The 13,003-nt window shown below is 29.5% G+C and carries 9 protein-coding genes, 1 tRNA gene and 1 riboswitch; of the genes, 9 read left to right on the forward strand and 1 reads right to left on the reverse strand.

Features of this window, described 5'->3' with window-relative positions:
• The first annotated feature begins 45 nt into the window (after window positions 1-45).
• Window positions 46-171: riboswitch (SAM riboswitch) on the forward strand.
• Between the two features lie 45 nt (window positions 172-216).
• The 4 genes from ACJJVK_RS08355 to metF all read left to right on the forward strand — a co-directional run bounded on the left by ACJJVK_RS08355 (window position 217) and on the right by metF (window position 5,366).
• Window positions 217-1,230, forward strand: coding sequence for a homocysteine S-methyltransferase family protein (locus ACJJVK_RS08355; RefSeq protein WP_405565076.1), 1,014 nt, complete (start codon window positions 217-219; stop codon window positions 1,228-1,230).
• 47 nt (window positions 1,231-1,277) lie between these two features.
• Entirely contained in the window at window positions 1,278-1,559 is a 282-nt protein-coding gene (locus ACJJVK_RS08360) for an antibiotic biosynthesis monooxygenase family protein (protein ID WP_405565078.1), read from the forward strand.
• Window positions 1,559-4,234 (forward strand): methionine synthase, encoded by a 2,676-nt coding sequence (gene metH, locus ACJJVK_RS08365; protein ID WP_405565081.1) that lies wholly within the window; start codon window positions 1,559-1,561, stop codon window positions 4,232-4,234. The genes ACJJVK_RS08360 and metH overlap by 1 nt, the downstream gene beginning before the upstream one ends.
• Window positions 4,235-4,409: 175 nt before the next feature.
• The gene (gene metF / locus ACJJVK_RS08370) at window positions 4,410-5,366 is read left to right on the forward strand and encodes a methylenetetrahydrofolate reductase [NAD(P)H] (RefSeq protein WP_405565084.1); all 957 of its coding nucleotides are present in this window, start codon (window positions 4,410-4,412) and stop codon (window positions 5,364-5,366) included.
• 2 nt (window positions 5,367-5,368) lie between these two features.
• Here metF and ACJJVK_RS08375 read toward each other — a convergent pair whose 3' ends face one another.
• Window positions 5,369-5,848, reverse strand: a complete 480-nt coding sequence (locus ACJJVK_RS08375; RefSeq protein WP_405565087.1) for a hypothetical protein — start codon at window positions 5,846-5,848, stop codon at window positions 5,369-5,371.
• A gap of 163 nt (window positions 5,849-6,011) precedes the next feature.
• Here ACJJVK_RS08375 and trxA point away from each other — a divergent pair, with 163 nt between their 5' ends.
• The 5 genes from trxA to ACJJVK_RS08400 all read left to right on the forward strand — a co-directional run bounded on the left by trxA (window position 6,012) and on the right by ACJJVK_RS08400 (window position 12,993).
• The gene (trxA, locus tag ACJJVK_RS08380) at window positions 6,012-6,329 is read left to right on the forward strand and encodes a thioredoxin (protein ID WP_215993585.1); all 318 of its coding nucleotides are present in this window, start codon (window positions 6,012-6,014) and stop codon (window positions 6,327-6,329) included.
• Window positions 6,330-6,449: 120 nt separating this feature from the next.
• On the forward strand, window positions 6,450-9,020 hold the full coding sequence (locus ACJJVK_RS08385; RefSeq protein ID WP_405565090.1) for a M1 family metallopeptidase: 2,571 nt from the start codon (window positions 6,450-6,452) through the stop codon (window positions 9,018-9,020).
• The gene (locus ACJJVK_RS08390; protein WP_405565093.1) at window positions 9,017-9,937 is read left to right on the forward strand and encodes a DUF58 domain-containing protein; all 921 of its coding nucleotides are present in this window, start codon (window positions 9,017-9,019) and stop codon (window positions 9,935-9,937) included. The genes ACJJVK_RS08385 and ACJJVK_RS08390 overlap by 4 nt, the downstream gene beginning before the upstream one ends.
• Window positions 9,938-10,000: 63 nt before the next feature.
• Window positions 10,001-10,074 (forward strand) — tRNA-Asp (locus tag ACJJVK_RS08395).
• Between the two features lie 162 nt (window positions 10,075-10,236).
• Window positions 10,237-12,993 carry an outer membrane beta-barrel protein gene (locus ACJJVK_RS08400; protein WP_405565095.1) on the forward strand — a complete coding sequence of 919 codons (2,757 nt, stop codon included), beginning with the start codon at window positions 10,237-10,239 and terminating at the stop codon, window positions 12,991-12,993.
• Window positions 12,994-13,003: the final 10 nt, after the last annotated feature.

Below are 13,003 nucleotides of genomic sequence, written 5' to 3' on the forward strand. Positions count from 1 at the left end.
AAAGTTCGTTACTTTGTAGCGAATTTAGTTCATAAACTTATTAATACGTTATCACGAAAGGCAGAGGGATTAGACCCAATGAAGCTTTGGCAACCTCTTAGAAATGAGAAAGGTGCTACATTCTACAATCTATTTTGATGATTTTTCAAAACAGTAATTGACAGATAACAGCGAAAATTACCACTTTCCTGATGACATATGATAGAATAATAAAATATGTCAAACATATACAAAGCTTTACAAGAAAGAATTTTAGTTTTAGATGGTGCTATGGGTACTATGCTACAAGCTTATAAATTTACAGAAGAAGATTTTAGAGGAGAACGTTTTAAAGACTATCCAACACCATTACAAGGTAATAACGATTTGTTGTCTATTACACAGCCAGAAGCTATAAAAACTATTCATGGAAAATACTTTGCAGCTGGTGCAGATATTATAGAAACTAACACTTTTTCTGGAACTACAATTGCAATGGCAGATTATCAAATGGAAGATTTAGTATACGAACTAAATTATCAATCTGCAAAAATTGCTAAAGAAGTTGCTGATGAATTTACAGCCAAAGAACCACATAAACCACGTTTTGTAGCAGGTTCAATAGGGCCAACAAACAGGACTGCAAGTATGTCTCCAGATGTAAACGATCCTGGTTATAGAGCTGTAACTTTCGATGAATTAAGAATAGCTTATAAACAACAAACAGAAGCTTTAATGGATGGTGGAGCTGATATTTTATTAGTAGAAACTGTTTTTGATACCTTAAATGCAAAAGCAGCTTTATTTGCAATAGAGCAAGTAAAAGAAGAAAGAAAAGTAGAGATACCTGTAATGCTTTCTGGTACAATAACAGATGCTTCTGGTAGAACTTTGTCTGGGCAAACAGCAGAAGCTTTTCTAATTTCTGTTTCTCATATCCCTCTACTTTCAGTGGGATTTAATTGTGCTTTAGGAGCCAGTTTATTACAGCCCCATTTAGAAGCAATTGCCAATAAAACTGATTTTGCTATTTCAGCACATCCTAATGCAGGTTTACCAAATGCTTTTGGTGAGTATGATGAAACTCCAGAAGAAATGGGAGAACAGATTGAAGAATATTTAAAAAAGAATTTAATTAATATTATTGGCGGTTGTTGTGGTACATCACCAGATCATATTCGTGTAATTGCAGATATTGCTGCAAAATATAAACCAAGACATCATTCTGAATTTGTTTCAGAATTAAATTAAAAAGACCTTTTAGGATTTTTAAACCAGAAAGGTCTGTATTTTAGACTATGATTTTAGAAGTAGCTATCTTAAATATAAAAAAAGGTCAATCTTCAGCTTTTGAAATTAATTTTCTAAAAGCAGAAAGTATCATTTCATCAATGAAAGGATACATTTCTCATCAACTAAAAAAATCTGTTAAAGAAGAAGATAAATACATTTTAGTAGTGAATTGGGAAACCTTAGAAGATCACGAAATTGGATTTAGAAAATCTGAAGAATATCAAAAATGGAAAGCGTTATTACATCATTTTTACGAACCTTTTCCAACAGTAGAACATTATAAGTAATGAAGATAAAACAAACAAAATATATGAAATTGTCTGGTTTAGAACCTTTAATTCTAAACGAAAACAGTAATTTTATCAATGTTGGTGAACGAACAAATGTGGCAGGTTCACGTAAGTTTTTGCGTTTAATTAAAGAAGAAAAATTTGATGAAGCTCTAGATATTGCAAGACATCAAGTAGATGGTGGTGCACAAATTGTAGACATTAATATGGATGATGGACTTCTTGATGGTAAAGAAGCTATGGTTCGTTTTTTAAATTTAATTGCTGCAGAACCAGATATTTGTCGTGTACCAATGATGATTGATAGTTCTAAATGGGAAATCATTGAAGCTGGTTTGCAAGTTGTACAAGGTAAATGTGTTGTAAACTCAATCTCTTTAAAAGAAGGTGAAGACAAATTTATAAAAGAAGCCAAACTAATAAAAAAGTATGGAGCTGCTGTAATTGTTATGGCTTTTGATGAAGTTGGTCAAGCAGATAATTACGAACGTAGAATAGAAATTGCACAACGTTCTTATGATGTTTTAGTAAATAAAGTAGGTTTTCCATCAGAAGATATTATTTTCGATTTAAACATTTTTCCTGTAGCAACAGGAATGGATGAGCACAGAAAAAATGCAATCGATTTTATAGAAGCTACAAGATGGGTGCGTCAAAATTTAGAAAACGTTTCTGTAAGTGGAGGTGTAAGTAATGTTTCATTTTCGTTTAGAGGAAATAATGGAGTAAGAGAAGCAATGCATTCTGTTTTCTTGTATTATGCAATACAAGCAGGTATGAATATGGGTATTGTAAATCCTGCAATGTTAGAGGTTTATGATGATATTCCTAAAGATTTATTAGAACATATAGAAGATGTAATTTTAGATAGAAGAGATGATGCTACTGAACGTTTGTTAGATTTTGCAGAGACTGTAAAAGGAACAACAAAAGAAAAAACAGTAGATTTATCTTGGAGAGAAAATCCTTTACAAGACAGAATTACACATGCCTTAGTAAAAGGAATTGATGCTTTTATTATAGAAGATGTAGAGCAAGCAAGACAAGAAGCTGAAAAACCAATTGAAGTTATTGAAGGTAATTTAATGATTGGTATGAATGTAGTTGGAGATTTATTTGGAGCAGGAAAAATGTTTTTGCCACAAGTAGTAAAATCGGCTCGTGTAATGAAAAAAGCGGTTGGTTATTTAAATCCGTTTATTGAGGCAGAAAAAGGAGAAGAACAAAAAGCGCTTGGAAAAATTTTAATGGCAACTGTTAAAGGTGATGTTCATGATATTGGTAAAAATATTGTAAGTGTTGTTTTGGGTTGTAATAATTATGAAATAGTAGATTTAGGTGTAATGGTACCACCTGAAAAAATTATAGAAGCTGCTAAAAGAGAGAATGTAGACGCTATTGGTTTAAGTGGATTAATTACACCTTCTTTAGATGAAATGGTGTATTTGGCCAAAGAAATGGAACGTCAAAATTTTGATTTGCCGCTGTTAATTGGTGGTGCAACAACATCTAAAGCGCATACAGCTGTGAAGATAGATACGCAATACAAAAATGCAGTGGTTCACGTAAACGATGCATCTCGAGCAGTAACTGTTGTTGGTGATTTATTGAACAAAAAAACATCAAATGAATATGTTGCCAAACTTAAAAAAGACTATGACGAATTTAGAACTAAGTTTTTAAAACGAGGTAAAGAAAAATCTTATATTTCTATTGATGAAGCTCGAAAGCGTAAATATAAAATTGATTGGCAGTCATCTGATGTTATAAAACCTAGAGAATTAGGAATTCAGACTTTAGAGCAATTAAGTTTAAAGGAACTAGTGCCTTTTATAGATTGGAGCCCATTTTTTAGAAGTTGGGATTTACATGGGAAATTTCCAGATATTTTAACGGATAAAGTAGTTGGTGAACAAGCAACAATTATGTTTGATGAAGCTAAAGTTATGATTGATGAAATTATAGCAAAACAACTCTTAAAACCAAAAGCAATTTTTGGTTTGTTCGAGGCAAACACAATTAATGAAGATGATATTTCTATTCAGAAAAAAGGGAAAGAAGTTGCTGTTTTTAGAACTTTACGTCAACAATTAAAAAAGCGTGATGGAATACCTAATATTGCATTGTCTGATTTTATAGCCCCAAAAGAAACAGGTACAACAGATTATATGGGCGCATTTTGTGTGGGTATTTTTGGTGCACAAGAATTGGCTGAAAGTTATAAAGCCAAAGAAGATGATTATAATGCAATTATGGCACAAGCCATTGCAGATCGTTTTGCAGAAGCTTTTGCAGAATATTTGCACAAACAAATTAGAACAAAACATTGGGGTTATTCTGCTGATGAAGAATTAACTAATGACGATTTAATTAAAGAAAGTTATAAAGGTATTCGTCCTGCACCTGGTTATCCTGCGTGTCCAGATCATTTAGAAAAGGAAACAATTTGGGATTTATTAGATGTAGAAAATCAAATAGGAGTTTCGTTAACCGAAAGTTTAGCAATGTGGCCAGCAGCTGCAGTTTCTGGTTATTATTTTGCCAATAAAGAAGCAAAATATTTTGGTTTAGGTAAAATTACTGATGATCAAGTTGAAGATTATTCAACTAGAAAAGGAATAACGAAAGAGAAAGCTAGAAAATGGTTGCATCCTAATTTGGCTAGTCAATAAATTGCTTTAAAGTTTATAAAAAAAAACTGTAGACATATTAAACGAAATTAGAAAAAAGAGAAAATAAGCTGGCAAACAAGTTGCGTTAGTGATTGAAATGACATCCTTTTTTCTTTTTTAGAAAAAAGATATAATGTAAAGCGCGACCTAAAAGGAAACGCCCAAGAAATATAAAATGAAAGTAACAGATCATATTAAAAATGCAAACGGAAAAACTTTATTTTCTTTTGAAGTAATTCCGCCAAAAAAAGGAAAAAACATTCAAGATTTATACAACAATATAGATCCTTTAATGGAGTTTAATCCGCCTTTTATAGACGTAACAACCTCTAGAGAAGAATATGTTTATTTAGAGAAAGGAAATGGTTTGTTAGATAAAAGAAAAACCAGAATGCGTCCAGGTACTGTAGGTATTTGCGCATCTATAATGCATAAATATAAGGTAGATGCAATTCCGCATTTATTATGTGGAGGTTTTACAAAAGAAGAAACAGAATATGTTTTGGTAGACTGCCATTATTTAGGGTTAGATAATGTTATGGCTTTACGTGGAGATTCTATGAAAGACGAACCTTATTTTGTGCCAGTTAAAGGTGGTAATGCTTTTGCAAGTGATTTGGTTTCACAGATATCAGACTTAAATAATGGTAAATATTTACATGATGATGTTGTTGTAGAGCATTATTCAGATTTTTGTGTAGGTGTTGCAGGTTATCCAGAAAAACATATGGAAGCACCTTCTTTAGTCTCTGATTTAAGACGTTTAAAAGCAAAAGTAGATGCTGGTGCAGATTATGTGGTTACTCAAATGTTTTTTGATAACAATAAGTATTTTGAATTTGTAAAAGCAGCAAAAGAAATAGGAATTAACGTGCCAATTATACCAGGAATTAAACCTTTAGCCGTAAAAAGACATTTACAAATTTTACCTCAAGTTTTTAAAATTGATTTGCCTCAAGATTTAATAGATGCTGTAGATAATTGTAAAGATAATAAGGCTGTAAGACAAGTAGGTGTAGAGTTTGCCATACAACAATCTAAAGAATTGTTAGCAGCTGGTGTGCCTGTTTTACATTATTATTCTATGGGTAAAAGCGATAATATTCAAGCAATTGCTTCTGAGTTGTTTTAAGCTTAGTTTTTTATAATAAAACCATTTACTTCTTTAGCTATAATTTTTGCAGAACTTATTAATTTAGGTTTTAATAGCTTGTAAATAATAGTTTTGAATTTAAGAATTAAAAAAGTGAATCCAAAAACAGCGATGAGAATTAAATAGATTGTTATGTCTGTAGATTTATTAGCAATAACTATAACTAATGCTACTATAAAAAAAACAAAGAGAAGAGTTTTAAATATCAATGAATAATTTGGGCTAGAATCCACAATTCTTAAATCTATAAATGATTCTGAATTCTTCTCATAAATTTTACCTTTAACACTAATATGCGTACTGTAATTTGTGGTTCCGTAAAAAGTGTCGTCTTTTAATGAGCCAACAAATTTACCTCTAAAGAAAGTATGTTTTTCTTTAAAAAGTGCATTCATCTTACTCCTAACTTCAGATAAATTTGCATTTGTTTTTATTAGATAAGTTTCAGACTTTACTTCCATTTTTAACAGCAAAAAAATAAAAAAGCTAAGTTATTCCTTTTTGTAAGCATAAGCACAATTGATAGACAAATAGTAAAAAGCAATTTTTTAAAAAATGGTAAAGTAAATAAAATGTTTACTTTTGTGGTTTAAAAAAGAAATAACAATATAAAAAAATATAAAAATGGCATTAGAAATTACAGACGCAAATTTTGATGAAGTAGTATTAAAATCAGACAAACCAGTATTAGTAGATTTTTGGGCTGCTTGGTGTGGACCTTGTAGAATGGTTGGACCTATTGTAGATGAAATTCACGCAGAATACGAAGGTAAAGCTGTAGTTGGTAAAGTTGATGTTGATGCAAACCAAGAATTTGCTGCAAAATATGGTGTAAGAAATATACCAACTGTTTTAATCTTTAAAAACGGAGAAGTTGTAGATAAGCAAGTAGGTGTAGCACCAAAAAATGTTTACACAGGTAAAATTGATGCTGCTATTTAGTAGTTTATGTTTTATAATAGCATAAAGGTTTGGCTAACGTCAAACCTTTTTTTATTTTAGAACTTTTATATAATAAGCGCAAAATACGATGTTATTTTGTGGTTAAATAAAATTATTTGAATGAATAAATACATCTTTTTTTTGTGCTTACTTTTTTTTATTTCTTGTGATAAAATTCAGGATAACACAAAAGATAATATAGAAACAGGAATTTCTCTTGAATTAGCAAAGTACAGAAAACAGCAAGTTTCTGATGTTGTTTATAATTTACATTTCAAGATACCAGAAGAAAAGCAAGCTGAAATAGCATCTAGATTAGAAATGCTTTTTAAGGTAAACGATTTAAAACAAAATTTTCTTTTAGATTTTAACGAAGAAGCTACAAAACTTAAATCGCTAAATGTAAACGGAAAAACGGTTGAGTTAGATGCATTTAATGAGCATATTATTATTGATAAAACAAATCTAATTTTAGGTAATAATACACTTGAAATATCTTTTGATGCAGGTGAACAATCTTTGAATAGAAATGATGAGTTTTTATATACACTTTTAGTGCCTGATAGAGCAAGTACACTATTTCCTTGTTTAGATCAACCAGACATTAAAGCAAAATATAATTTAAGAATTACAGCACCAAAAGACTGGAAAGTTTTGGCTGGAGCTTTCGAAGAAAGTGCTATTGAAGTTGATAATTTTATAGAACATACTTTTGCAACTTCAGATTTAATGAGTACTTATTTATTTTCTTTTGTAGCAGGTAAGTTTACAGAAGAAACAAAGAACCCTGGTGCTTTTGATATGCGTTTTTTATACAGAGAAAACAATAAAGAAAAGATTGATGAAAGTGTAGATAAAGTTTACAAAATACATCAAAACTCAATAGATTTTTTAGAAAAATATACTGATGTAAAATTCCCATATCAAAAAATGGATTTTGCTGCAATTCCGCCTTTTCAATATGGAGGAATGGAGCATGTAGGTGCAATTCAGTACAGACAATCTTCATTGTTTTTAGATAAAAATGCAACTCAAAATCAAAAGTTAAGTAGAGCAAAATTAATTGCTCACGAAACATCACACATGTGGTTTGGAGATTTGGTTACAATGCGTTGGTTTAATGATGTTTGGATGAAAGAAGTTTTTGCTAATTTTATGGCAGATAAAATTGTAAATCCTGTTTATCCAGAGATAAATCACACATTAAGTTTTATGATGTCTCATTATCCAAGTGCCTATTCAGAGGATAGAACAAAAGGGACAAACCCAATTCGTCAAAACTTAGACAACCTAAAAAATGCAGGTTCTTTATATGGTAGAATTATCTACAATAAAGCACCAATTATGATGCGTCAGTTAGAGAGTTTGTTGGGTAAAGAAGCTTTTCAAGAAGGTATTCAAGATTATATAAAAACCTATAAAAATTCTAATGCAGATTGGGAGGAATTGGTTGCTATTTTAGATAAAAAATCTACAGATGATATTAAAACTTGGTCAGATGTTTGGGTAAATTCTTCAGGTAGACCCATTTTTACAGAAGAAATCGAATACAATTCTAGAGGTAATGTTACAAAATTTATCCTTCATCAAAATGCAGAAGATGGTTCAGATAAAATTTGGACACAATCTTTTAAAATACAATTAAGAGATGCAAGAGGTTTTATAAAGAACATCAACATAAAAAATATGGGCAAATCTTTTGATATTACAGAGGCTGCAAAAGGTTTTAAACCAGGGCAAATTTTGTACAATACAAACGGATTTGGTTATGGAGTTTTCCCTATCTACAAAGATGAAGTTTATACGTATAAAGATGTTAAAGATGAGGTTTCTAGAGGATATCAGTTCATAAATTTATATGAGAATATGTTAATTGGAGAAATCGATCCAATTGAAGTATATAAGTTTTATTTAGAGGATGTTAGGGTAGAGGAAAATGAATTAATATTAAGTTACATTACCAATGGTTTAAATACAATTTTCTGGAAGTTTTTGAATGATAAACAAAGAGAAGATTGGTTACCTATTACAGAAAAAGTTCTAAAAGAAGCTTTGTCTAAAAACAAGCCTAAAAATATTAAGAAAATAGTTTATAATTTATTGGCTAAAGTAGGTTACAACACTTCTTCTCAGAAAACATTGTATGCACTTTGGAGCAAAGAAGGCGAGGTTAAAAACCTCTTTTTAAATGAAAATGATTACACTGCTTTAGCAATGAAGTTGGCAATTTACGAGCATCCAAAATCAAAAGAAATATTAGAGCAACAATTAACAAGAATCTCAAATCCTGATAGAGCAAAACGATTTAGTTGGCTTTTACCATCTTTAGCGCCAAAATCTATAGATAGAGATCTTTTTATGGAATCTTTGCTATTAAAAGAAAACCGACAAAATGAATCTTGGGTATTAGCTGCTTTAAACAATATTCATCATCCTTTAAGACAAACTGCAGCATCTAAACATTTAAGACCAATGTTGGCAAAACTAGAAGAAGTACAGCTTACAGGTGATATTTTCTTTCCTAAAAGATGGTTAACATCGTCATTTGGCCATTATTCATCCATAGAAGCAAATGATATTGTAGAAGAATTTAGAAGAGAAAACCCTAATTATAATCCTGTTTTAATCAATAAATTATTACAAAGTACAGATGATAGTTTTAAAGCAGAAAAAATTAGAAAAGTAGAATGAAGCTCTCTGAAGTAAAATCATCAGAAATTAAAAATCTAGACTTGTTAGCAAAACAAGTTGTAGAAGGTTTTATTACAGGGATTCATAAAAGTCCTTTCCACGGATTTTCTGTAGAGTTTTCTGAGCATAAATTATACAATAAAGGTGAGAGTACACGACATATAGATTGGAAATTATTTGCGAAAACAGAAAAGCTCTACACCAAAAAATACGAAGAGGAAACCAATTTAAGATGCCATATTATTATTGATAATTCTGCTTCTATGCATTATCCAATTATAAAAAAGCAGACAGTTAATCAACTAAATAAAGTAGGTTTTTCAGCAATTGCTGCAGCTTCTTTAATGGAAATTCTAAAAAGACAAAGAGATGCAGTGGGTTTAAGTATTTATTCTGATAAATACGAATATTACGCACCAGAAAAAGGAAGTGAGCGTCATAGAAAAATGTTATTGAATCAATTAGAGCAATTGTTAGTTTCAAGTTCTAAATCAAATACAGAAACCTATAAATATTTACACGAGATTGCAGAAAAAATTCACAGAAGATCTTTGATTTTTCTTTTTACTGATATGTTTCAGACTTCTAAAGACGATGAAGCACTTTTTGATGCATTAAGGCATTTAAAATATAATAAACACGAAGTAGTTTTGTTTCATACTTACGATGAAAAAACAGAAATTGGATTTAATTTTGATAATTCACCAAAGAAATTTGTAGATGTAGAAACTGGAGCAGAAATAAATGTTTTTGCAGAGAATGTACAAGGAAAATATAAAGAATTAGCTCAATTGTATTTCAAAGATTTGAAAAATAAGTGTTTACAATATGAAATTGATTATGTTCCTTTAGATATTAACAAAGGTTACAATGATGTTTTAATAACTTATTTACTACAAAGAAAAAAAAATAAATAATTTTTTCATTTTATGTTTGCAGATCTAAAAAACTGTGTTATATTTGCAACCGCTAAAAGCAACGGTCTGGTAGTTCAGCTGGTTAGAATACCTGCCTGTCACGCAGGGGGTCGCGGGTTCGAGTCCCGTCCAGACCGCAAAAAGCTCTTCATTTTTTGAAGAGCTTTTTTTTGTTTTTATATTAAGTTCGTAAAGTTCTAAGTTTAGAATCATTTATTTTAAATTTTAGGTAAAATGATGCAGAAATAAGTTAAATGTTTATTTAAAATTCTTTATTTTTTGAGAAACTTTGTTTCAATATGAAATGCAAGAAATTATTTTTAAATCGATATATAATTAAACATTTACTTTTAATAAGTTTTGTAAGTTTTTCAATAGCTTTTAAAGCGCAAAATAGCGGAATTAAAGGTGTTGTTGTAGATAATGAGAAAACACCTTTAGAAATGGTTTCTGTAGCTGTTTTAAGCTCTAAAGATTCTACTTTTTTAAGTTATACTACAACAGATCTAAAAGGGTTCTTTCATTTACAAGATGTGCCAAAAGATACGGTTATAATTCAGCTTAATTTATTAGGCTTTATCCAGTATTCAAAAAAGTTGGTTTATAACAATAGTTTAATTGATTTAAAAACCATAATCTTAGAAGATGATGTAAGTAGTTTAGATGAAATTGTAATTGCAGCAGTTGTTCCTATTCAAATAAAAAAAGATACAGTTAGTTATAATGCCAATTCTTTTAAAGTAAATCATGATGATAATATTGAAGGTTTATTAGGGAAACTACCAGGTATAGAAATTGAGGATGGTAAAATAATATCGCAAGGAAATGCTGTTACTAAAATTATGATTGATGGTAAAGAATTCTTTGGTGGTGACCCATCCATCGTATTAAAAAATATTTCTGCAGATGCAATTGCAAAAGTAGAGGTAATTGACAAAAAAAGTGATGAAGCAGAACTTACAGGTGTTAGTGATGGTAACAAACAAATAGTAATTAATTTTACTTTAAAGAAGACGAAAAAAAATCGTGGTTTTGGAAAAGTATCAGCAGGTTTAGGTTTAGATAATCGTTATTTTGGTAATCTAAATTACAATCAATTTAATTCTAAAACGCAACTTTCTGTAATTGGTAAATTTAATAATATTAATATTACAGGCTCTAATATTAAAGGTTTTTTAGAGAATGCAGATGGAGTTGCAGATGAATCAGAAGATGATACTAATGGTAGTTTTAATTTAAAACAGAAGAGTTTAAGTGGTTTTTTAGAAACCAAAGTTACTGGTGTGCATTATGGTAGAGAGTTAAAAAAGAAAGAGTCTTTAAATGCAGATTATTTTTATAATGCATCCGAAAATAGAGGTATTTCAGAAACCAACAGAATTAATTTTACGAATACCAACAACTTTGATTTTAATTCTACTAACGATTATTTAAACACAACAAACAATCATAATTTTAATTTTAATTACGAAAACAAATCCAACAAAACTTATACGATAAAACTACGTGGTCGATTTTATACTGATAATAGAACGAATAATTTAGATAGAAAAGGAATTTATGAAAATGAAAATCAAGAGATTGTAACAGAAAACAATCAACTATCTAAAAATACCACTTTTAAAAAGTTCGGAAATTTAAATTTTAACTTTTACAGGCGTTTGCTAAAAAAAGGAAGAAGTTTTAATACAGGTTTTAATTGGGGTGTAAATAATTACGATAAAGAAAAGGATCAGCACACTTTTATCACCAGAAATATTAATACAAACACACCTACTTATCAAGAAATAATTGCGTTAAGAGATGAGATAAGTAACTCTAATAATTTTAATTTAAGGTTTAAATACACAGAGCCATTAGGTGGTAATCATTATTTAAATGCAGAGGTTAATGCTAGTTTTTATAAAGCTGATGAAAGTACAGATCAATCTAGAACAACTATTAAAACTACAACAGAAGAAGATTTTATAAAGTTCGATTATACATTTTTTCAGAATATAATGCGTTCTAAATTGTTTCATAGTTACAATACGTCTAAAATAAATATTTCTACAACAATGGAGTTGTATAATTTAAGAAGAGAGTTTGGGCAAGAAATTGATCAAATTTATATAAAAGAGAAATTGTATATAACCCCTTCTTTTCTCTTTCAATACAAACCCAAAAGAGGAGAAAAGTTAAGATTTACTTATAAGAATATAATTAGAGCTCCAAGACTACGTGAAACCAATCCGTTTATAAACGATTTAAGCCCGTATTTTATTAGAACAGGTAATGTAGATTTACAGCCAGAAAAAGTACATTCATTTGTTTCTTTTTACAATGTAAACAGTGCAAATTTAACAATGAATTTTAATACAAAATTACAATACAATTATTCTACGGATGCAATTATTAGAAGTTATGCTATAGACGATGATTATATTAGAACAAGTAGCTATCAAAATAATGGAGAAAGACATCGTTTAAATGCTCAAGTTCGTTTTTCTAAAAAACTGAATAAATTAGGAATACGTTTTAATTTAAATAATCAATTTTTTTACAATTCTACAAACTCGATTGTCAATTTTAATTTAAATAAAAATGAATCTCAAGATATTTCTACAAATTTCGTAATTCAGAATACAAGAAAGAGAAAAGTAGATTTAAAAGCAGGTGTTTTTTTCGGCGTAAATAATACAAGTTTTTCCATAGAAAAAGATTTAGATAGAAAATTTACAACCCAAAAATATTTTGGAATGATAGATGTTGATGTTACCCAAAGACTTAATTTAAACACTCAATTAGATTATATAATTTATAATGATGATAAATTTGATATTCATCAAGAACTACCTATTTGGAATGCAGCAATGTCTTACTCATTATCTCCAAAAAACAATATTGTAAAACTGGTACTAATAGATTTGTTAAATAAAAACGTAGATGTTTTTAGAAGAAGTACAGATAATTTTTTTGAAGAAACAATAGGTCAGAGTTTAGGGAGATATGTAGTTTTAAGTTATACCCACAGGTTAAATAATGGAAAAAGAAAGCCTAAAGAAAAAAGAAGTTAGGCTTTCTTAA

The organism is Polaribacter sp. Asnod6-C07 (assembly GCF_045063625.1).
Classification (GTDB): Bacteria; Bacteroidota; Bacteroidia; order Flavobacteriales; family Flavobacteriaceae; genus Polaribacter; species Polaribacter vadi_A.

Excerpts from the sequence above, each read along its gene's own strand:
- ACJJVK_RS08390 (WP_405565093.1), top strand. The coding sequence starts at position 9,017 with ATGAAGCTCTCTGAAGTAAAATCATCAGAAATTAAAAATCTAGACTTG.
- ACJJVK_RS08355 (WP_405565076.1), top strand. The coding sequence starts at position 217 with ATGTCAAACATATACAAAGCTTTACAAGAAAGAATTTTAGTTTTAGAT.
- ACJJVK_RS08360 (WP_405565078.1), top strand. The coding sequence starts at position 1,278 with ATGATTTTAGAAGTAGCTATCTTAAATATAAAAAAAGGTCAATCTTCA.
- trxA (WP_215993585.1), top strand. The coding sequence starts at position 6,012 with ATGGCATTAGAAATTACAGACGCAAATTTTGATGAAGTAGTATTAAAA.
- ACJJVK_RS08385 (WP_405565090.1), top strand. The coding sequence starts at position 6,450 with ATGAATAAATACATCTTTTTTTTGTGCTTACTTTTTTTTATTTCTTGT.
- ACJJVK_RS08400 (WP_405565095.1), top strand. The coding sequence starts at position 10,237 with ATGAAATGCAAGAAATTATTTTTAAATCGATATATAATTAAACATTTA.
- ACJJVK_RS08375 (WP_405565087.1), bottom strand. The coding sequence starts at position 5,848 with ATGGAAGTAAAGTCTGAAACTTATCTAATAAAAACAAATGCAAATTTA.
- metH (WP_405565081.1), top strand. The coding sequence starts at position 1,559 with ATGAAGATAAAACAAACAAAATATATGAAATTGTCTGGTTTAGAACCT.
- metF (WP_405565084.1), top strand. The coding sequence starts at position 4,410 with ATGAAAGTAACAGATCATATTAAAAATGCAAACGGAAAAACTTTATTT.